Origin of the sequence: Candidatus Contubernalis alkalaceticus, from assembly GCF_022558445.1 — a bacterium.
GTDB lineage: Bacteria > Bacillota > Dethiobacteria > SKNC01 > SKNC01 > Contubernalis > Contubernalis alkaliaceticus.
In genome coordinates, this window is sequence record NZ_CP054699.1 from 26,380 (window position 1) to 47,620 (window position 21,241).

The window sequence follows — 21,241 nt, forward strand, 5'->3', positions numbered from 1 at the left end:
CAGGGCATGTTTTAAGAGCATATTAAAAAAAATTTGTATATGATAAAATTAAAACATAATGCAGAAAGATTTTAATACCAGGGGGTATATAATTGAAGCCGGGAGATCTGTTTAATTGTCTGGAAGTAGATAATAAAGAAAGTGATGAAATTTCTAAGACTCAAGCCCTTGAGCTGTGGCAGGAAAAGGTTTCAGGCTGTAGAAGGTGTGCTTTATGGGAGAGCTGCAGCCGGGTGGTCTTTGGGGAGGGTAATCCGGAAGCACAGTTGATGCTGGTGGGGGAGGCCCCTGGAAGAGAAGAGGACAAGCTGGGGAGGCCCTTTGTGGGACGAGCCGGCAAACTTTTGGACAGTATTCTGGAGATGGCAGGGTTTTCAAGGCCAGAGGTTTATATTGCCAATGTGGTTAAATGCAGACCACCCAATAATCGAAACCCTCTGCCTGAGGAGATAAAGGCTTGTCTTCCTTATTTACAGGGACAAATAAATATTATTGGTCCCAAAATTGTTGTGTGCCTGGGGGCTATGGCCTCCAAAACGTTAATTTACCCCAAGGCTCAGATTAGTAAGATTCGAGGTAAGTGGGTGAATCAGGAAAGTTTTAGGATAATGCCCACCTTTCATCCTGCATATCTGCTTAGAGATCCTCAAAAAAAGAAGTTGGTGCAGCAGGATTTTCAGGAGGTAGAAAGAGAATATAAAGCTGTAACAGAATAAATTGGCTCTATTTGATATTTTCTAGTTAGTATATGTTAATGATATTTAGTTTTTTTTGATTATACGAGAGAGGGTGGTTCCATGAGCAAAAAAGTACTGCTGGTTGATGATGAAAAGACTTTAGTCAAAGCACTTACCTTTAACCTGGAGAAAGAAGGATATCAGGTAATACCTGCTTTTGATGGAGAAGAAGCTTTACAATTAGTGGAAACGGAAAATCCGGATTTGATTATTCTAGACCTTATGCTTCCAGGCGTGGATGGGTTTGAAGTTTGCCGCAGGGTTAGAAAAAGCCTGGATATACCCATCATTATGCTTACAGCCAAGGGAGACGATATAGACAAAATATTGGGGTTGGAACTGGGAGCCGATGATTATATCACCAAACCTTTTAATCCCAGAGAACTATTGGCCCGGGTAAAGGCAATTTTCCGCCGCACTGAATCTCAAGGTACTTCTTTAAAAAATTTGATTAAAATTCAGGATCTTCAGATTGATCTGTATCAGCACAAAGTAAGGGTTAAGGAAAATGAGGTGGATCTTACCTCCAAAGAATTTGCTTTATTAAATATATTAGCCAGCAACCCCGGTAGAGTTTTTCCCCGGGAACAACTGCTGGAGCAAATTTGGGGGTATAATTATTATGGCGATGCCCGGACCGTAGATGTTCATATCCGTCACCTGAGGGAAAAGTTGGAATCGGACCCCTCGAATCCTCGCTACATCTTAACAGTTTGGGGGACCGGTTATAAATTCAGGGAGGGTCGTTAGTGTTTCAAAGTATACGCAGCAAATTAACTGTAACTTATCTTATTTTAATATTTGCCGTTACTTTAATAATAAATACTTTTTTGCTTAATTTGCTGGAGCAGTATTATTTGGACTACCAAAAGGAGGTTCTAACCAGAACCGGACGACTGGTGGCTAATTTTTCTGAGAGTTATTTGAAGGAGGGTTCCAATTACGTTGCTTTGAGCAATCTGGCGGAGGATTTCAGCCGGCAGGTAGGTGCCAGGGTAATTATTGTTAATAATAACAAGATTGTGGTAGGGGATTCGGTTCGGGTGGAAGGCTTTATCGGCAGCCTTTTGGATCGAGGGGAAATTGAGCAGGCCTGGGAAGAGGGAGTAGGCTATAGTATCCAAAAGAGCTCTATAACCAGTCAGTGGGTTATGCAGGTGGCAGTCCCGGTGTTCAGTGAAAACATTCCCCAGGGGGCTGTCTTTGTTTCCTCCTCGCTGGATCCTATATACGAAATATTGACAGATATTAATCGAATATTGCTTTCCACCATGGCAATCGCATTAGTTTTTGTAGGGATCTTAGGGGCTATTTTTGCCAAAAAAATAACAAAACCTATCTATGCCCTTACGGCAGCGGCCAGCCAGATTGCCCAGGGGAATCTGGAACAGCAAATTAAAGTCATTAAAAAGGATGAAGTGGGTATTTTAACTCAACAATTTAATATTATGGCTTCCAAGTTACAGGAGATGACCCGCCGTCTGGAAAATACCATACAGGAGGTATCTACGGAAAGCAATAAACTTTCCACTATTTTATCTAATATGGTGGACGGTGTTTTCGCGGTGGACAAAGAAGGCAGCCTGATATTGGTCAACCCGGTGGCTGAAGAAATATTTTCTATTAAATCGGGAGAATATATGGGAAGGCCGTTAAAAGAGGTGCCCGGCCCGGCAGAAATTAAAGAAAGTTTTGAAAGGGTCTGGCGTTCAAAAAAAGAAGAGACTTGTGAAGTTGAAGTAGAAAAACAACTTTATAAGCTGGTGGTCAGCCCCCTGCTTGGGGAGAAGCAGGAGTTCTTCGGATCCGTGGCAGTGCTTCAGAATATAACGGCAGAAAAGATGTTGGAAAAGAAGCAGAGGGAGTTTGTGGCGGATGTTTCCCATGAATTACGAACGCCTTTATCTTCAGTGAATATTATTGTAAAAACAATGCTGGAGTACGATTTGACCCGGGAAGAGGAGAAGGATTTTCTAAAGGACATGGATGTGGAAATAGAAAGGTTGTCGGCTTTAGTCACCGATATTTTGGATTTAACCCGCATGGATTCCCTGAAGGGCAGAAGGGGTACCCAGAAAAGTGATCCCAGGCAGCTGTTTGAAGAGGTTTTGGTTCGGATGTATCCCCGGGCAGAGAGGAATCAGCAGGAGCTGACCTGGGAAATTCCGGGACTGGTTCCCATGGAAATGAATCAGGATCAGATAGAAAGGGTTTTTATTAATTTGTTGGATAATGCTATTAAGTACACTCCCCAGGGTGGATGGATCAGAGTGGAAGCCCAGGACCTGGGGGATGAAATATCGGTCAAGGTAAAAGATACAGGGCCAGGCATTCCCCTGGAGGACCAGGTTCGAATTTTTGAAAGGTTTTACCGGGTAGATAAAGCCCGGTCAAGGGAAATGGGGGGTACCGGCCTGGGGTTGGCTATCAGCTATGAAATCATTACAGCCCATGGAGGGAAAATATGGGTGGAAAGTGAGCCGGGATACGGCTCAACCTTTGTTTTTACTCTTCCCAAGGTTCAGTTTTCTGAAGGATCACCTTCAGAGTAGATAGAGGAATGGACATAAATATGTTAAAAAATTAACAGGGGTATTATTTAAAATTAAGCTTCTGTAAAAGGAATTATAAAGAGTAACGGTTAAACTCTTTAACAGGAGGAATAACCAAAGATGGGGAGCTATAAAAAGATGAAGTATTTTTATTTTAATCGGCTTAATAGTTGCGGGATGTGCTTTTGCCCCTACTAAAAAGGATGCGGTGGGAAGGCCGGTAGAACCTCTTTATGCCGATGAAAAAGCTGACATGGAGAAGGTGTTGGAAGGCAGGTTCTCAGTTTTAAACCATCATAATGTAAATATAAATGATGTGAATATAACCAGTGATGGACGAAGGGTCCTGGTGAGCCTGCGGGAGAGAGCTATACTATTGGATGGAGAAGGTAAGCTCTTATGGGAGAACAATTTCGACCAATATCAGGTTTCTACGGTTTTTTCCTGCTGTGGAGCGGTTATGGCCTCCGGGGATGAAACGGGTAAAGTATCAATTTTTATTGATAATCGCCTGGTAGTGGAAAAAAATATAGGTTTTCCCGTAAGTAAAATGGACATTTCTGATGATGGAAGCCGAATTATGGTAATGTCCAATGGTTCCCAGGAAGAAGTGGGGAATACGGTTATGCTTATGGATCAGCAGGGCAGGATCCTTTGGTCGGAAGAGATTTTTGGACTTATTTCCGCTGAGATAGAATCTAAAGGGGAAAAATGTTTGCTTCAGGTAGTGCAGGATGGGATTTATAAGATAATTTTATATGGTTCGCAGGGGGAGCTGCTTTGGCAAAAAGAGGGTTTCCAGGTTGCCCAACTGTCCGATGACGGCAGGTATATAACGGCCCTGGCCGATAAAAGTATCTATTTATTTAGTAGTGATGGAGAAATGTTGTGGAATCGGGATCTAGATCTGCCGGTAACTCAGATTGAACTATCTCAGAATAACCGTTACATCCTGGCATATAACCATTTTGGCGGAGGCAGTGATAATTTATTCTACCTGGATATAGAGGGAAACCTTTTGTGGAAGCAGAAAATCAGGGATGATTCTGTCGTTGCCTTGTCTGCAGATGGCCAAAGGGTTGTGGTCACCTCCTGGAGACATTATAGTGAGGATCTGACATTAGTCAGTGTTTTCGATGTCAGGGGAAGGTTGAGGCGGGAAATTGAGGCGGGAAGCCGGGCAGTGAAAATTGCCTTGAGCGATGATGGGGGTTTTTTGGTTTTAGGGTGTGATGACGGCAACATATATGTTTTGAACCTGAACAGGGAAACCGTAGGGGAATATGTGGCCAATGAAAAAGAAGAGGTTGTTTATTACACCTCTGCTGACCGGCGGGAGTCACTGGAGGAGAACGGAACTCGCATAAACCTTTTCTTTTATGACGAAAATGCTCTGGTTTTTATCCCGGTGACCCGGGATGTAAAGAAGGCCAATAATTTGCTGCGCACAGCCTTAGAAGAACTTGTAAAAGGTCCTAAGGAAAGAAGTTATTTGATGAGGACACTACCTAAAGGAATAGATGTTGGGATAGATATAGACGGGGGGACAGTGCTGGTGGACCTGCCCCAGGAATTAGAAAAGATTACCGGATCCACCCGGAGCATGGGGATTATACAATCCATACTGCACACTGCTTTTCAATTCCCAACAGTCCATAATATAAGGTTTTTAGTGGAGGGTCAAGAAAGTGATTTTTTTGGGGACCCAGAGGTCTATATAGGAGGGGAGTTCAGCCGTTCAATGGTCAATAAACAGACACCCCTTTTATACATTCCTTATCGTTCCGGTTTCCGGTACTATCTGGTTCCCTGGGAGATTCAACCCTCTCTGGATAGTATAAACCCTGCATATTTTTTAAGTCAAAAATATTTTCAAGAGGCAGGCAGTTTTATTCCTTGTAACGTAGAAATTATAGATGCCCAGATAAACGGGGATATGATAACCCTGGATTTGAGCCGGAATTTTTTATCGCTTTTTGAGTCTCCAGAGGATCCTCAATTGAGTGCTCGGGCCCAGGTGGTAATTGACGGACTAATTATTACCCTTACCAGCAATATAAAACAGAATAAGGTGCAGTTTTTGGTTGAAGGGGAGACAATAACTCCCCGGGGGTTTGGCTATCTTGTTGAACCCCAGGAGACTCCTATTTATATTAATCCTGAAGAATAAGCTTTTTAGAGTCTTTAATTTAAGAATTTAAGAAAGAGATAGGAAAGCTGTGTCTTTAGTTGATATCTCTTGATTATTTGGTTATAATTAACTGGTAAATTTTATCCCGGAAAAGAGGTAAAGTTGTGGAGAATTTTAAAAAGGAAATTATTGCGGTACTCAAACCTCTAGTACAGCTTTCTGAAAAAGAATTGGAGCAGCAAATAGCTGTACCCCCCGAACATAAAATGGGAAATTATTCCTTTCCTTGTTTTATACTGTCCAAGGCTTGGAAGCGCAGTCCCCAGGAGATTTCCGCCGTTCTTTCGGAAAAAGTGACTGAAAAAATGGAGAGGGGATCCTGGATTAAAGAGGTAAGAAGTGTTGGCCCTTACCTGAACTTTTTTTGTGATAGAGAGAAGCTGGCAGAGGAGACATTGCAGGGAATCTTTCATAGCAAAGAAAAATACGGATATTGTGAGGAGGGCCGAGGGAAAAATGTGGTGATAGATTTTTCAGCGCCCAATATTGCCAAACCCTTTGGGATTGGTCACCTTCGCTCAACGGTTATCGGTAGTTCTCTGTACCGCCTGTATAAGGCCCTGGGTTACAACTGCGTGGGAATTAACCATTTAGGAGACTGGGGAACCCAGTTTGGCAAGTTGATGGTGGCTTACAGGCTCTGGGGCAGTGAGGATAGTATAAAGAAGGATCCAATAACCTATCTGTATGAATTATATGTAAAATTCCATAAAGAAGCAGATGAGGACCCCCTTCTGGAGGAGGAGGGGAGAAAATGGTTTAAAAAACTGGAGGACGGGGAAGAAGAAGCGGTAAATCTGTGGAGTAATTTCCGTGAGCTTAGTTTAAGGGAATTCAACAGAATATATAAACGGTTGGATATTACTTTTGACGCAGAACAGGGAGAGAGCTTCTATAATGAAATGCTGTCAACCACCATAGATGATCTGACGGAGCACAAGCTGACCCTGGAAAGTGAAGGGGCTTTAATCGTTGACCTGGAGCCCTTCGGAATGCCCCCCTGCCTCTTAAGGAAAAAAGATGGAGCAACCCTTTATGCTACCAGGGATCTTTGTGCAGCGATATATCGCTACCAAAAGCATCAATTTCACCGCTTGATATATGTGGTAGGTGCTGCACAATCACTTCACTTTCAACAGTTTTTTAAAGTCTTGGAACTGATGGAATTCCCTTGGGCTCAAAGGTGTGTTCATGTTCCCTTCGGCCTTATTAAATTTAAAGAAGGTAAAATGTCAACCCGTATGGGGAATCTTATTTTTTTGGAGGATGTAATAGATAAAGCGGTGGAGCTGGCGAAACAGATTATTGAGGAAAAGAACCCCAATCTGCAGAATAAAGAACAGGTGGCGGAAATGATTGGTATCGGGGCCATTATTTTCGGTGACTTGAGCAATGACCGCATTAAAGATATTGATTTTGATTGGGATAAAGTGTTAGATTTTAGTGGAGAAACCTCTCCTTATATTCAGTATTCTCATGCTCGAATATGCAGTATTTTAAGAAAGGAAAAAGTCTCTATTTCAAATGAGATTAACTTTTCACTCTTACAAACAGAGGAGGAGCAGAACCTGATTTTAGGATTGGCCCGGTTTAGTGAAAACATTAAAAAAGCAGCGGAAATATACAAACCTTCAATATTAGCCCGTTATCTGATAGAGCTTACCAGGGATTTCAATATTTTTTATCATCGCTGTCCGGTGCTGACCGCTGAAGATGGCCTTAGGGAAGCTCGACTTTTGTTGGTTGATGGGGTAAGACAGATACTGGTTAATGGTTTGTATCTTTTAGGGATAAAAGCTCCTTCGGAGATGTAACTATTATTTTAGGATTAGCGGCGGGAATCCTTGGGGTCTATTGACCCTGTGAGGATGTCACCATTAGCTGTAATGCATTTTTGTAACAGCATGGGCTGCCTGCCCATGCAATCGGAGGCTTTTTATGAAATGGCAAGGCTTGGGGACTAAAGGAGGAAATTTAGATGTTGGATTTGAAGTTTATCCGTCAGAATCTTGAACAGGTTCGACAGGCAGTAGTAAATAAGGGTGAAAGCGCCGATCTGGAGGGCCTTCTTCAAAGGGATGACCAGAGAAGAGAGATTCTCTTTGAGGTGGAACAATTAAAAAATCGGCGAAATGTGGTTTCTCAAGAGGTGGGGCATAAAAAAAAGAGCGGTGAAGATGCCCAGGGCTTGATTGAAGAAATGAAAACAGTGAATCAAAGGATTAAGGCCCTGGATGATTCGCTTAAGGAAGTTTCAGAGGAAATCAATGTTATCCTCTTGAATATACCCAATATTCCAGATGAGAACGTGCCCATTGGGGCCGTAGAGGAGGACAATATTACCGCTAGAACCTGGGGGGAGCCACCCCGGTTTAATTTTTCGCCAAAAGCTCATTGGGATTTAGGGATGGAGGCAGGAATTATAGATTTTGAAAGGGCCGGTAAAATCACTGGATCACGCTTTGCCCTGTATTATGGCCTGGGAGCGCAGTTGGAAAGAGCACTCCTTAATTTTATGCTGGACCTTCATACCCGGGAACACGGGTACACCGAGGTGTTTCCACCCTTTATGGTGCACCGGGACAGCATGATCGGAACAGGGCAGCTGCCTAAATTTGAAGAGGATGCTTTCAGAGTAGAAAACAGCGATTATTACCTGATTCCTACGGCGGAGGTGCCGGTAACCAATTTATTCCGGGATGAGATTCTCACAGCTCAGGACCTGCCAAAATATTTTGTCGCTTACAGCGCCTGCTTCCGGGCAGAGGCTGGAGCCCACGGCAGAGATACCCGGGGGTTGATTCGTCAGCACCAGTTTAACAAGGTGGAGCTTGTAAAGTTTGTTCAACCAGAGAATTCGCCTGAGGAATTAGAAAAGTTAGTTAGAGATGCGGAAAAGGTTTTGCAGATGCTGCAGCTGCCCTATCGGGTAGTAGATATGTGCACCGGAGATTTAGGATTTGCGGCAGCTAAAAAATATGATATTGAGGTATGGATGCCGGCCTACGATACCTACCGGGAGATTTCCTCTTGTAGTAACTTTCGGGATTTTCAGGCCCGTCGGGCAAATATTCGTTTTCGTCCAGGGCCCAAAGCCAAGGCTCAATACGTACATACTTTGAACGGTTCCGGGGTAGCGGTAGGACGCACCACGGCGGCTATTTTAGAAAATTATCAAGATGAGGATGGAAGTATCCGAATACCTGAAGTATTACTTCCTTACTTTCCCCGGCTGGAGGGGGGGAAGATTTACCCAATAAAGAGGCCAAAAGGGTAAGATACTACTATTTAATAACACTTTGCTTAAGTGATCTGAAAAAGAAATATTTTTTTTCTAATATGATAGACTCAGGTGCACTAAATATGTGAGTTGGGGAGATTCACCAATAGGATAAGAAATTGGAGAATAAGAATGTCTAAAAAAAGAAACTCAACAGGCAAAAAAATATTATTGTTTTTATTATTTGTCCTGGTCTTTTTTAGCCTTTTACCTTATGTTATCCCTTTGGGAATTCCGGAGCAGCAGGTATCTGCGGAAGAAATTGCTTATGAAAACAGTAATTTCTTAATGGTTGATGGGGTTAATATACATTACCGGCTGTGGAAGCCTACCCTGGATCCCCGGGGGAATGTGCTGCTGGTGCACGGCTTAGGGGGCTCAACCTTTAGCTGGAGGCATAATGTTATGCCGTTGGTGGAGGAGGGATACCAGGTAATGGCAGTGGATCTGCCGGGTTTCGGTTTGAGTGAGAGGGGTCCAGGTTCAGCTGACTCCCAGAGATGGGTAGAGCAGCTTTTGTATTTAATAGATTCCATTGAAGAGAACAGCATATGGCACCTGGTAGGGCATTCCATGGGGGGTGGAGTGGCGACTGCCATGGCTTTGGAGCAGCCTGAAAAATTCAGCTCCCTGGTGTTGGTTTGCGGTGCTGTATATCCGCCGCCACTTCGGTTCCTCCTGGGGCTATTACAATTTCCCCCGGCCCAAAGGTGGTTGGCGCTTTTGGTAAACAGAGGCCTTTTATCACCAGAGGGGACGGAAGATCTTCTAGCTTCGGCCTATGGACGCACTCCTTCCCCTGATGAAGTAGAAGGATATTACCTTCCCTTAACCATAAAAGGGACTGAAATTACAATGGTGGAGCTGAATACAGGAACAACGGTAGATATGGCTGTAAATTTGGCTGAACGTTTAGGAGAAGTTAAACAGGAGGCAATTATTATTTGGGGAGAGAATGATTCCTGGGTTCCCCTGATGCAGGGGGAAAGGCTGGCTGGAGACCTGCCCTGGTCAGAGCTGGTGATTATTCCTGAAGCGGCACACTGTCCCATGGAAACTCATGTCAATGAATTTAACAGGTTTCTTTTGGATTTCCTACAGCGAATTAACCCAGAAGCATAAATATTAATATTAACCTCTATTATAAGATATGGTTGAGCGTAAAGGCAAAGTTACTTTTGTAAATATAGCAATATAATTTCATGCGTCAGCGCTGAGTTTTCCCGGGGTTGATATTGACTTTAAGACCTTCAATATGTTATACTAAAATTCGCGTCGGGAGGGGTGTCCGAGCGGTTTAAGGAGCTGGTCTTGAAAACCAGTGACTCGAAAGAGCCGTGGGTTCGAATCCCACCCCCTCCGCCATTAGTGACAATAATTTTTGCGGAGAGATGGCCGAGTCGGCCGAAGGCGGTCGCCTGCTAAGCGATTATACGGGCCAAAACTCGTATCGTGGGTTCGAATCCCACTCTCTCCGCCATTATAGTTTTTATATATTAATAAATTAATAAACAAGCGCCCGTAGCTCAGCCGGATAGAGTAACTGACTACGAATCAGGAGGTCGCAGGTTCAAGTCCTGCCGGGCGCGCCACTTTAAAACAAGTAACCACGGGAGTTTCAACATCTCGCGGTTTTTTGTTATAAGCTATATTTGAGTTTGTAAAGTATCCAAGAGAACCAAGGAGAGCCAAGATAAGCCAAGGGGGCCAAGGGGGCCAAGGGGACGTTTTGTTTGCCAAGCCCTTAAGTGTTTATTATCTTCGGTGAGCCAAGGGGACGTTTTGTTTGCCATCCTTAAGTGTTTATTGTCTTCCGATATACCCATCAGTGCGATATTTAAGATCCTCGTTGTGCATCAAATAGGATCACTGAAGCAAGTAATAAAACAATTATCAATAATGCTAAAAACAGGAAGAGCATACTAGGCAAAATTTAAGGGATTTTATTTAATCTCAAATAAAACGTCCCTTGGCTCCCCCTCAACACATGGCAAATAAAACGTCCCTTGGCTCCCCCTCAACACATGGCAAATAAAACGTCCCTTGGCTCCCCCTCAACACATGGCAAACAAAACGTCCCCTTGGCCTTGGCTCCCCTGGCTCCCTCTCTTGACCATAGTGATCTAATTATGTTATATTAGAATAGACCATAGTGGTCTATAAAAAGTTAGGAAGTGATGCCCTATCACAGAAAGATTTTTAAACCTAGAGCCAACTAAACAAAAGAGAATTTTAAACGCTGCATATAAAGAATTTGCTGAGCAGGGTTATAAACAGGCTTCAACAAATCGAATTGTAAAGGATGCTGGTATTGGCAAAGGAATGCTTTTTTACTATTTTAAAAGTAAAGAAGAGCTTTTTCATTATTTAATTGATTATGGCATAAATTTTGTTATCGATAAGTATTTAAATCAATTAGATGAAAGTGAACCAGACTTTATTGAAAGATATAAACAGGCAGCTCAAGTAAAAATGAAAGCATTAAATGAGAATTCTTTTATTTTTAGTTTTTTTGGGTCACTTTATGTGAATGAAGAGGTAGAATTACCTGACGGATTGACAGCCCGACTTTTTGAGGTAAGAAAGCTGGCCGACTCGAAACGTTTGAATAATCTTGATATGTCTTTATTTAGAGATGATGTGGCTCCAGATTTGACATGTAAGCTGATTCAATGGTCATTGGAAGGCTACGAAAGGGAGCTCATTGTTCGCCTCAAGGGTCAGAAACTAACTTCAATTGACTATGATCCTTACTGGGAGGAGTTTTATGACTATCTGGCCGTATTGAAGAAGATATTTTATAAATTGGAGGTTTAAATAATGACAGTTTTAAAAATAACTAACCTTACGAAGACGTTTGGCAAATTAACTGCCCTTGATAAAGTTAACCTTGAAGTGAACCAAGGGGAAGTGTATGGTTTTATAGGCCCTAATGGAGCGGGCAAAACTACTGCGATTCGAGTAATGTTGGGTATCTTAAAAGCAACCGAGGGTCAGGTAGCAATATTTGGCAGGGATGCGTGGCAGGATGCAGTTGAAATTCATAAGCGGATAGCATATGTCCCCGGAGAGGTAAACTTGTGGTCTAATCTCACCGGTGGTGAGGTTATCGATTTATTTGTGAAGCTTAGGGGTTCCAGTAACAAAAGCCGTCGGGAGGAACTCATTTCAAAGTTCCATTTGGACCCGGCAAAAAAATGTGGAACCTATTCAAAGGGCAACAGGCAAAAAGTTGCGTTGGTTGCTGCTTTTGCATCGGATGCAGATCTCTATATTTTAGATGAACCATCATCGGGCCTTGATCCCTTGATGGAAAAAGTGTTTCAGGAATGTGTCATGGAGGTTAAAAATAAAGGGAAAAGTGTCTTTCTTTCCAGTCATATATTGTCTGAAGTGGACAGATTATGTGACAAGGTCAGCATTATTCGCCAGGGTCAAATTATTGAATCAGGCACGTTATCAGAGATGCGTCATTTAACCAGAACGGGTGTGCTTGTTGAAACAAAACATACAATAGATTCTTTAAGTGCAGTAAAAGGGGTTCATGATATTAAAGAGAAGGATCAAGCCCTTTCGTTCCAGGTTGATACTGAAGAATTGGGCAATGTTATTAAGTTTATAAGTCAATTTCAAATTTTAAGATTAGAAAGTGCTCCACCTACATTAGAGGATTTATTTATGCTTCACTATGAGGGAGCTGGAGGTGCCAAATAATGCTAAAAAAACTAACCTTTAATGCGGGGAGATATGCCCGTTTCATATTACGCCGGGACCGTATTGGCATTCCCGTTTGGTTAATTTCTATTACTTTGCTTACTATACTTATTGCATTTGCCTATACAGAGCTGGTTCCAACGGCACAGGATCGACTTGTGATGGCTGAAACCATGAGAAATCCCGCCGTTACCGCAATGTTTGGGCCAGGGTATGGATTGGATAACTATACCTTTGGAGCGATTATGGGACATCAAATGATGTTGTTCACTGCTTTAGTTGTGGCAATTATGAGCATTTTACTTGTTGCCCGTCATACCCGGGGAGATGAAGAAAGCGGCCGAATTGAAATGATTCGTTCTCTCCCGGTGGGGCGGCTTTCCAATTTAGCTGCCTCGGCCCTGGTAATGTTGGGAACCAATGTGCTGTTAGCATTAATTGTTGGTTTTGGCCTGTATGGGTCAGGTATTGAAACTTTAGACTTACAGGGTTCCCTGCTATACGGAGCTGCACTGGGGGCAGCAGGATTTATTTTTGCTGCTGTAACAGCTTTGTTTGCACAGCTTTCCGACAGTTCCCGGGGTACCATGGGATATTCTTTTGCTTTTTTGGGCTTTGCCTATCTAATTCGGGGGATTGGTGATGTGGGTAATGAAACCCTCTCCTGGTTATCACCTCTTGGCTGGATTACACGCTCTGAAGTTTATGTAAATAATATTTGGTGGCCAGTATTACTGACCATAGCAGCCGCTTTTGCTGTTCTGGCTGTGGCCTTTTACTTAAACTCTATCCGTGACCTGGAAGCCGGATTTATACCGACAAAGCCGGGCAGAAAAACCGCTTCAGCCTTTCTAAAAAGTCCCCTTGGCCTTGCAATGAGACTTCAGCTTACAGTGTTTATTGCCTGGGCGGTGGGCATGTTTGTTTTAGGTGCATCTTATGGATCGGTATTGGGTGATCTGGAATCTTATTTCGAAAGTATGGAACTGATAAAAGAGATGTTAATATTTGCGGAAGGATTTTCATTAACGGAACAATTTTTGCCCATGTTGATGGCGGTTATTTCCATGGTTGGCGCGATTCCAGTTTTGATCATAATTCTTCGGCTTAAAGGAGAGGAAAATAAGAATCGCACGGAACATTTACTGGCGAGAGCTGTGTCCAGAACAAAATTAATGAGCGGCTATTTAGCAATTTCTTTTGTGGCCGGTTTTGTTATGCTGTTTCTTGCTGTAACAGGTATGTGGTCTGCTGGGGCAGCAGTAATGGAGGATCCTGTTTCTTTTGGCATGATATTTAATGCGGGCATGATCTATTTGCCAGCCATTTGGGTAATGATTGGAATCGCGGTATTTCTAATTGGTTTTTTGCCCAAAAGAACAGGCTTAACATGGCTGTATTTAGGCTATTCATTTTTTGTGGTATATATGGGTGGGTTACTTCAAATTCCAGAATGGTTGGCAGTGGTATCACCTTTCGGTAATATCCCGAAATTGCCAGTGGAAGAAATGGATTTAACCAAAGTTATCGGTTTAACTATTCTGGCTATAGTCTTAACATTGATTGGATTTTTAGGATACAATAAGCGGGATATAGAAGGATAGTAACTTTATATGTCCAGCGGCAGGCAAGGGCCAAGGGGACGTTTTGCCAAGAGCCAAGGAGCCAAGGGGACGTTTTGTTTGCCAAATGCTTAGAGATATGATAGGATAAAAATGGGTGATAAATATGGCTAGAACAGCAAGAGAAAAAAGTGAAACAGGGATATATCATATTATGCTCAGAGGGATAGATAAAAGGAATATTTTTTTAAAAGACTCAGACTATGAAAAATTTACCGAGTATATTAAGAAAGCAAAGGAAAAGACAGCATTTACAGTATTTGCATATTGTTTAATGCCAAATCATGTACATATGTTACTCAAGGTAGAAACAGAAGAGGTAGGCGATGTAGTTCGTAGAATAACTGTGGGATATGCACAATACCATAATATAAAAAATGGCAGAACAGGACATCTTTTTCAAAATCGATTTAAAAGTGAACCAGTAAATACAGACGAATATTTTCTTGTAGTATTGCGATATATTCATCAGAATCCGATAAAAGCAGGTTTGGTAGAAAAAATAGAAGACTATAAGTGGAGCAGTTATAATGCATATATCAACAAAGACACATTAATTAATACTACATTTGCATTAAACTATTTCAAGGGTATACAAGGTTTTATAGCTTTTACGTTAGAAGAAACAGAGGATCAATGTTTAAAGTACAATCCAAAAAAAAGATATACTGATGAAGAATTAGAAGAAACAATATCTTTATTAGTCGATAAATCTTTATTGCATACTTTAGATATAGCCTCTAGAAATAACATACTTAAAAGCATAAAAGAAACTACTGGAGCAAGTAATAGACAATTATCAAGAATACTAAAAATAGGAAGAGGCATACTAGACAAAATTTAAGTGATTTTAAGTAATGGCAAACAAAACGTCCCCTTGGATCTTGGCTCTTCTTGGCCCTTGTTTAAAATTGCTTTCAACTCAACCGCTAATATGATATAGTAAAAACTGCCTGATTCAGGTAGAATAATAATGTGGCAGTAATGCCTTAATAAAGCGTAAGGAGAGTTTTTATGGCTAAAGATGAATCTTTTGATGTAGTTTCTAAGATAGACATGCAGGAAGTTGATAACGCTGTTAACCAGACTACGAAGGAAATTCAACAGAGGTATGACTTCAAAAATAGCAAATCCACCGTAAGTGTTGAAGATGAAACCATCAAAATTATCTCTGACAGTGAAAATAAACTAAGAAGTGTTATTGACGTTCTTCAGACCAAAATGATCCGTCGAAAGGTACCCATTAGAAACCTGGATTATGGTAAGGTGGAAGATGCCAGCGGGGGCCTTGTTCGCCAGTTTATAAGGCTTAAACAGGGCATTGAATCAGAGACGGCAAGAAAAATGGTTAAAGATATTAAGGGCTTAAAGCTGAAGGTTCAGGTGCAAATTATGGACGATCAGCTTCGTGTATCTGGGAAAAAAAGGGATGACCTGCAGGCAGTGATTGTTTTTTTAAAAGAACAAAATTATCAGTTAGATCTGCAATTTATTAATTATCGATAAATTCGATAAAATTGTTTGAAACAGGGGCTCTGCCGCAACATTAATCACTCTTAAAATGTTACTTGCCGATAGGTAAGGACATTTTTTTGTACTTTTATCTGTAAATATTCTGTTTTATATAGTTCACTACGAAGGGGCTGTCCCTTACCGCGTAAAGGGATAAAAGCAAAGGGCTTATTTTCTATGAAAAGAAAAAAAGAAAAAAAGATAAGAAAAGTTCGAACTTATGTTCAAGTTTTTCCTAATATCTGATATAATGGAAATATTCAGGAAGAAAATGTTCAGGTTTACATGTTCTAAGCCGGCTGCTGTGATAAGAAGGGTTATTTTTATTGTTAGAAATTATATAAAAATAAACAAATATTTTTGGCTTCGACAGAACCTTACATATTTTAACAAGGAATAGAAGCTGTCCGTGTAGAAAGATAAAAACTGGTTCAAAAATTGTACAATGGTGTATAGATAATATTTATCAGGGGAGGTAGCTGTAGTTGTTAGCACAAAATAAGTTTTTTAAGGATGAACTATGTACAGATGGAGAATATTATAGGAATTTTTATGAAGAGGCACCTATATGTTTTCAATCAACCGACGAAAATCGGTGTATTACTCAGGTAAATTCTATGTGGTTAAAAACATATGGTTACAAATATAATGAAGTGTATGGGGAATGTTTGGATGATTTTGTTGATATTGGCTCTGTAAAAGACCTAAGTGAATTTTATAAGACTCTATCAGGTACTGAGGATGTTGTTACCGGCGTTCTTAAGGTGGTTAAAAAAGACGATTCAAAAATTCTGGCCAACATTACTGCCAAAGGGATAAAAGATGAAAAAGGCAATTTAATTACGGTTCACTATACATTTATTAATGCTCCAGAAGAAAAGTTGTTGAAGCAAACACCACAGAAGATGCAAAGGGAACTTCTTCAGCAGGTTGTTGAGTTTGCTCCTACTGCTATTATTATTTATGTTCAAGGAGTAATTATTTTTGGCAACCTGGCAGCGGCTAAGCTGTTGAGCCTTGAAAGTATGGATGAATTGATTGGTAGGGATTTTTTAGATTTTGTCCATCCAGAATATCGGCAAAATTACATCAATGACATTGCTGGGGGACGGTGCAGTGAATTTATTGAAGAAAAGTACGTTTGTACAGATGGGCGGGTTATAGAGGTGGAAACCGTTTTAGTTCCCTTTAATTATGAAGGGAATACTGCCATATATGCGGTGATTCGGGACAATACAGAGCGAAAAAAGATGGCTGAAGAACTTAAAAAGGCCAGTAAACTGGAGGGGATAAGTCTATTTGCCGGCAAGATTTCCCATGATTTTAATAATATATTAGCAATAATATTGGGAAACGTTTCCCTCTCAAAGATAAGTGAAAAACAGAGCAGTAAAATGTACCAAAGACTAGATGATATTGAGCAGGCAGTCTACAGGGCTAAAGATTTAACTAATCGACTTCAAACTTTTGCTAAGGGAGGAGAGCCCATAAGAAAAGTGACCTGCATATCTAAAGTTATTAATAAGGTAATCTCTTCAATCTCTACAGATCACGGTGTGGAATTTATTTATTCTTTTTCAAAGGGGCTTTTTCTAACAAAGGTGGACGAAGGACAGATGGGTCAGGTGTTTGAACACTTAATTGAGAATGCTTATCAAGCTATGCCTGAAGGGGGCAAGATTTTTATTAGCGCAGAAAATATTGTCATTGACAAGGACAGTGTGACACCGGCTCCTCTACCCCAGGGAAAGCACGTAAAAATAACTATTAAAGACCAGGGGATAGGAATTCCGGAAGATATTAAGAACAAAATATTTGATCCCTTTTTTACTACCAAGCAGAATGGAACCGGACTTGGCCTATCCATATGTTTTTCTATATTGAGGCAGCACGATGGTTTAATAAGCATGAAGTCTGAAGAAGGTTTGGGGACAACATTTTTTATGTTTCTTCCTGCTTTGGAGGGTGATCCTGGAGTATTAATGAAAAAAGAAGAAAAGCTCATTCAAGGGGAAGGTAAAGTTTTAGTAATGGATGATGAAGATTCAATTAGGGAGATAGCGGGAGAAATGTTAAGATATTTAGGATATCGGCCAGGCTTTGCTCGGGATGGAAGGGAAGCAATTAGAAAATATAAGGAGGCAAAGCTTTCTAAAAATCCCTTTGATGTGGTAATTATGGATTTAACGATTCCATGCGGTATGGGGGGCGAAAAAGCTATTAAAAAATTACGCAGCTTAGATCCTGATGTTAAAGCCATTGTTTCCAGTGGATATTATAATGACCCGGTCATTTCTAATTATATTGAGTATGGATTTGACGGCATGGTTTCTAAACCTTATAAAATGGAGGCACTATCTAAAGAGCTGGAAAAAGTATTAAGCAAAAAGTACAGCGTAAGAGATGATTTTATTTAATAGGTTTAGAGAAAAACCCACGGGATACTGTCTGGATTTTTTGAGGCAAGAGGATAATATTAAGAATTGGGAAGTATAAATTATGGTTCAGATACTAATTATCAACTGTAGGAAAAAATTAGGTGCTGCTTATCTCTTATAGCGGCTTTTTTTATGACGTGACGAGCAAACGTTGACAAATTAGTTTTATCATGTAGAATGAATAATTAGGGAAAAGTGAAACAATTATCGATAGAATAAATTAAATGAGGTTTTAGAAATGCTCCATGAATATTTTATGAGGGCAGCTCTGGAAGAAGCCCAAAATGCTTTTGAAAAGGGAGAGGTACCTATTGGTGCGGTTTTGGTGAAAGATGGCCAGGTTATTGTTAGGGCTCACAATCTGAAAGAAGAAAGAAGAGACCCTACAGCCCATGCAGAAATCCTGGTTATTCAAAAGGCCTCTCAGATTTTTAACTCCTGGAGACTGGCCGGGACGACACTCTATGTTACCATAGAGCCCTGTCCTATGTGTGCCGGTGCTTTGATTCAGGCCCGGGTGGGAAAGCTGGTTTTTGGTGCAAGGGATGTCAAAGCCGGGGTTTGTGGTTCCCTTTATAATCTGGTGCAGGATAACCGTTTTAACCACTGCCTGGAAATAGAAGAAGGAATTCTAAAAGATTCCTGTGCTGAAATTATGCAGCGGTTTTTTAAAGAGCGGAGAAAATAGCTCCAAGCATATTTTCAATTATATTGAAATAAACCAAAGATTCAACATGATTCCTGAAATTTATATTAATAATTGTGGAGAGGTGGCCGAGAGGCTGAAGGCGCTCGACTCGAAATCGAGTAACGGTTAACGCCGTTCGGGGGTTCAAATCCCTTCCTCTCCGCCATTTTATGAGCACTTTAGCAAGGTAAAGCTTTTGTGCTTTTTCATTTGTGTTTCAGAAAAGTTTAGCGTCTTAGAGGGATATCTATGATAGATGGACGATTATGGTATAAATTGTTTGAGTATATGTGATAGAATAAAGGGGATTAATACAATAATATCTTGACAATAATAGAAATCAACGAGAAGCTGGCCTCAATGAAATTGCATTAAAGCATGGGTTTTTATAGTCCAATCTTCTGACCAATTTATTTGGTGTGCGGAACCCTTTTATCAATCAGGCTCTAAAAAAGCAAGAGAAATGAGGAACAGCTCCAAAATGGAACAAGTGACATGGACCATTGAAGATCTCAATGATTTAAAGGAATTGCTGGCATCTGAGGAGATTTGCACTCGCTCAGCCTGGGCCAAGACGATTCTGGTTCAGGTCTATACCGCCCGGAACGAAGCGGTATGGCTTCAGGCTGCTGCCCAGGAAATCCAAAAAGCACTGCCTGCAGCTGTGGTGGTGGGGGCAACAACAGTGGGAGAAATTGCTAACGGATGTTCGCTGTCTGGGGGAACTGTCGTTGGATTTTCCTTTTTTCGGTCATCCCAAGTGAACTTCATTGCTTTGTCATGCAAGTCTGGCCAGGAACAGAATGTGGGCCGCTGCCTTACCAGCAAGATTGAGGCCTTGGGCGTTACCGTCAAGGGCTTATTGCTGCTGGCTACTCCGCTCAGCATAAATGTCCATGCCCTCCTGCAGGGATTGGCGGAGTCGTCTCCGACGTTTCCGGTATTTGGTGCGGGTGCGGCAGACTATGCTTCCATGAAAACTTCCCTTGTTTCTTGTGGTTCAACTTCCTTTTCTAGGGGAGTAGTTGCCGTGGTGTTTTCCGGACCGGAGCTACATGTGGACCCAATAGTCTCTCTTGGTTGGAAACCCTTAAGCAAGGAGATGACCATTACAGATACAGATGGCATGCTGGTCAAAACTATTGATGGCAAGCCTGCCTTCGAAGTTTATCAATACTATCTCGGTATTTCTAACGACGATACATTTTCCTTAAGTGCCTTGGAGTTTCCTTTCCTTTTGCATCGCAACGAAGACTATTTAGCGCGCATACCGATTTCGGTGGAAGAATATGGGGCTATACGGTTTGTTGCGGATATCAACATTGGGGAAAAGGTCCGTCTGGGGTATGGTAATCCGGAAATGATTATCGGTGAATCCAAGCGAATCAAGAATTACATGCATAGTTTTGCACCGGACGCAATTTTTCTTTATTCCTGTGGATGCCGTCGCTTTCTGCTGCAGGAGGAGGTAGAGCTTGAGACTCTTCCCTTTGAAGAAATTGCTCCAACAATTGGATTTTATACCTATGGGGAATTCTACGGTACAGATAATAACTTGCTTCTGCTAAACGCGGCCTTGGTGGTAGTGGGCTTACGGGAGGGTCCGTCGCGCCATAAAAACCGATTAGCTGAATCAGCAGAGGCCTCTTCTGACCCAACTGACCCTTATGCGTACAAGCACATTAAGATTATTACGCGGCTGCTTCACTTTATTGAGACTGTGACAGAGGAACTGGAGCACTCCAATCGTGAATTGGCTCTTCTTTCGGTAACGGACAAACTGACCCAGCTTTACAACCGGTTAAAACTGGATCAAATACTAACCAGGGAAGTTTCCCGTGCCAATCGATATGGTTCAAAACTCTCCATAGTTCTCTGTGATATTGATTACTTTAAATCTGTCAACGATGTCCATGGCCATCAGGTGGGGGATGAGGTTCTCGTAGCTTTTGCCAACGTCCTGAAAGACAATCTGCGGGATTCTGATATTCTGGGGAGATGGGGCGGGGAGGAGTTTCTGATTATTTTGCCCGAAAATAGTATTATTGAAGCAAAGATGCTGGTGGAAAAGCTCCGCTGGACTATCTCTAACCACTTATTTCCAGTGGTTGGCCATATGACCTGCAGCTTTGGCATCACTACCCACCATCTTGAGGATACTGAATCCAGTATATTGGGCCGCGCCGACGAAGCTCTTTATAAAGCAAAACAGAGTGGCCGTAACAGAGTTGGGGTAAAACCACCTGTAACAGTATCAGAATGGTGAAAGAGAATTATAAAACTTCCTCTCCGCCATTTTACAAACACTAAAGAAAATTTTGAACAGCAACTAATTTCTGCCTTTTTGACAACTTATGCGGCTTTTCTGATGGTTGGCTGCGGTTTATTGGCTGTGCTTAAAGCTTTATGCCAAATTAATAGAATCCTAAAGAAGAGTCATTACCAAACGGTGACTCTATTTTTTTTCTCTACTTCTTTTCAGGTTCTATTTCTATCTGTTTTTAAAA

The 21,241-nt window shown here is 41.5% G+C and carries 15 protein-coding genes and 4 tRNA genes; all 19 read left to right on the plus strand.

Going from position 1 to position 21,241, the window contains the following annotated elements:
• The first annotated feature begins 92 nt into the window (after positions 1 to 92).
• The 19 genes from HUE98_RS00105 (at position 93) to HUE98_RS00195 (ending at position 21,000) form a co-directional block, all read left to right on the plus strand.
• The gene (locus HUE98_RS00105) at positions 93 to 716 is read left to right on the plus strand and encodes a uracil-DNA glycosylase (RefSeq protein WP_241421891.1); all 624 of its coding nucleotides are present in this window, start codon (positions 93 to 95) and stop codon (positions 714 to 716) included.
• Between the two features lie 81 nt (positions 717 to 797).
• Positions 798 to 1,487, plus strand: a complete 690-nt coding sequence (locus HUE98_RS00110; protein ID WP_241421892.1) for a response regulator transcription factor — start codon at positions 798 to 800, stop codon at positions 1,485 to 1,487.
• Positions 1,487 to 3,289, plus strand: coding sequence for an ATP-binding protein (locus HUE98_RS00115; protein ID WP_241421893.1), 1,803 nt, complete (start codon positions 1,487 to 1,489; stop codon positions 3,287 to 3,289). Before HUE98_RS00110 ends, HUE98_RS00115 begins: the two co-directional genes overlap by 1 nt.
• Positions 3,290 to 3,497: 208 nt before the next feature.
• Complete coding sequence (locus HUE98_RS00120; RefSeq protein WP_241421894.1) at positions 3,498 to 5,459, plus strand: GerMN domain-containing protein; 1,962 nt, start codon at positions 3,498 to 3,500, stop codon at positions 5,457 to 5,459.
• Positions 5,460 to 5,584: 125 nt separating this feature from the next.
• A complete protein-coding gene (gene argS, locus HUE98_RS00125) occupies positions 5,585 to 7,294 on the plus strand; it encodes an arginine--tRNA ligase (RefSeq protein WP_241421895.1) in 1,710 nt (569 codons plus the stop codon).
• A 164-nt stretch (positions 7,295 to 7,458) separates the two neighbouring features.
• Positions 7,459 to 8,757 carry a serine--tRNA ligase gene (gene serS, locus HUE98_RS00130; protein ID WP_241421896.1) on the plus strand — a complete coding sequence of 433 codons (1,299 nt, stop codon included), beginning with the start codon at positions 7,459 to 7,461 and terminating at the stop codon, positions 8,755 to 8,757.
• 135 nt (positions 8,758 to 8,892) lie between these two features.
• Positions 8,893 to 9,882: an alpha/beta fold hydrolase gene (locus HUE98_RS00135; RefSeq protein WP_241421897.1), complete on the plus strand. Its 990-nt coding sequence runs from the start codon at positions 8,893 to 8,895 to the stop codon at positions 9,880 to 9,882.
• Between the two features lie 156 nt (positions 9,883 to 10,038).
• Positions 10,039 to 10,125: transfer RNA gene (locus tag HUE98_RS00140), tRNA-Ser, on the plus strand.
• A gap of 20 nt (positions 10,126 to 10,145) precedes the next feature.
• Positions 10,146 to 10,240: transfer RNA gene (locus HUE98_RS00145), tRNA-Ser, on the plus strand.
• 35 nt (positions 10,241 to 10,275) lie between these two features.
• Positions 10,276 to 10,352: transfer RNA gene (locus tag HUE98_RS00150), tRNA-Arg, on the plus strand.
• Positions 10,353 to 10,989: 637 nt separating this feature from the next.
• A complete protein-coding gene (locus HUE98_RS00155; protein WP_318036529.1) occupies positions 10,990 to 11,577 on the plus strand; it encodes a TetR/AcrR family transcriptional regulator in 588 nt (195 codons plus the stop codon).
• A gap of 3 nt (positions 11,578 to 11,580) precedes the next feature.
• The gene (locus HUE98_RS00160) at positions 11,581 to 12,474 is read left to right on the plus strand and encodes an ABC transporter ATP-binding protein (protein WP_241421899.1); all 894 of its coding nucleotides are present in this window, start codon (positions 11,581 to 11,583) and stop codon (positions 12,472 to 12,474) included.
• Entirely contained in the window at positions 12,474 to 14,078 is a 1,605-nt protein-coding gene (locus tag HUE98_RS00165; protein ID WP_241421900.1) for an ABC transporter permease, read from the plus strand. Before HUE98_RS00160 ends, HUE98_RS00165 begins: the two co-directional genes overlap by 1 nt.
• 124 nt (positions 14,079 to 14,202) lie before the next feature.
• Positions 14,203 to 14,940 (plus strand): REP-associated tyrosine transposase, encoded by a 738-nt coding sequence (locus tag HUE98_RS00170; RefSeq protein WP_241421901.1) that lies wholly within the window; start codon positions 14,203 to 14,205, stop codon positions 14,938 to 14,940.
• A gap of 170 nt (positions 14,941 to 15,110) precedes the next feature.
• Positions 15,111 to 15,602, plus strand: a complete 492-nt coding sequence (locus tag HUE98_RS00175) for a YajQ family cyclic di-GMP-binding protein (protein ID WP_241421902.1) — start codon at positions 15,111 to 15,113, stop codon at positions 15,600 to 15,602.
• A gap of 491 nt (positions 15,603 to 16,093) precedes the next feature.
• Entirely contained in the window at positions 16,094 to 18,025 is a 1,932-nt protein-coding gene (locus HUE98_RS00180; RefSeq protein WP_241421903.1) for a PAS domain-containing hybrid sensor histidine kinase/response regulator, read from the plus strand.
• 259 nt (positions 18,026 to 18,284) lie between these two features.
• Positions 18,285 to 18,734, plus strand: a complete 450-nt coding sequence (tadA, locus tag HUE98_RS00185; RefSeq protein WP_241421904.1) for a tRNA adenosine(34) deaminase TadA — start codon at positions 18,285 to 18,287, stop codon at positions 18,732 to 18,734.
• 76 nt (positions 18,735 to 18,810) lie between these two features.
• Positions 18,811 to 18,900: transfer RNA gene (locus HUE98_RS00190), tRNA-Ser, on the plus strand.
• Positions 18,901 to 19,215: 315 nt separating this feature from the next.
• Positions 19,216 to 21,000 carry a sensor domain-containing diguanylate cyclase gene (locus HUE98_RS00195; protein WP_241421905.1) on the plus strand — a complete coding sequence of 595 codons (1,785 nt, stop codon included), beginning with the start codon at positions 19,216 to 19,218 and terminating at the stop codon, positions 20,998 to 21,000.
• The last annotated feature ends 241 nt before the right edge of the window (positions 21,001 to 21,241 follow it).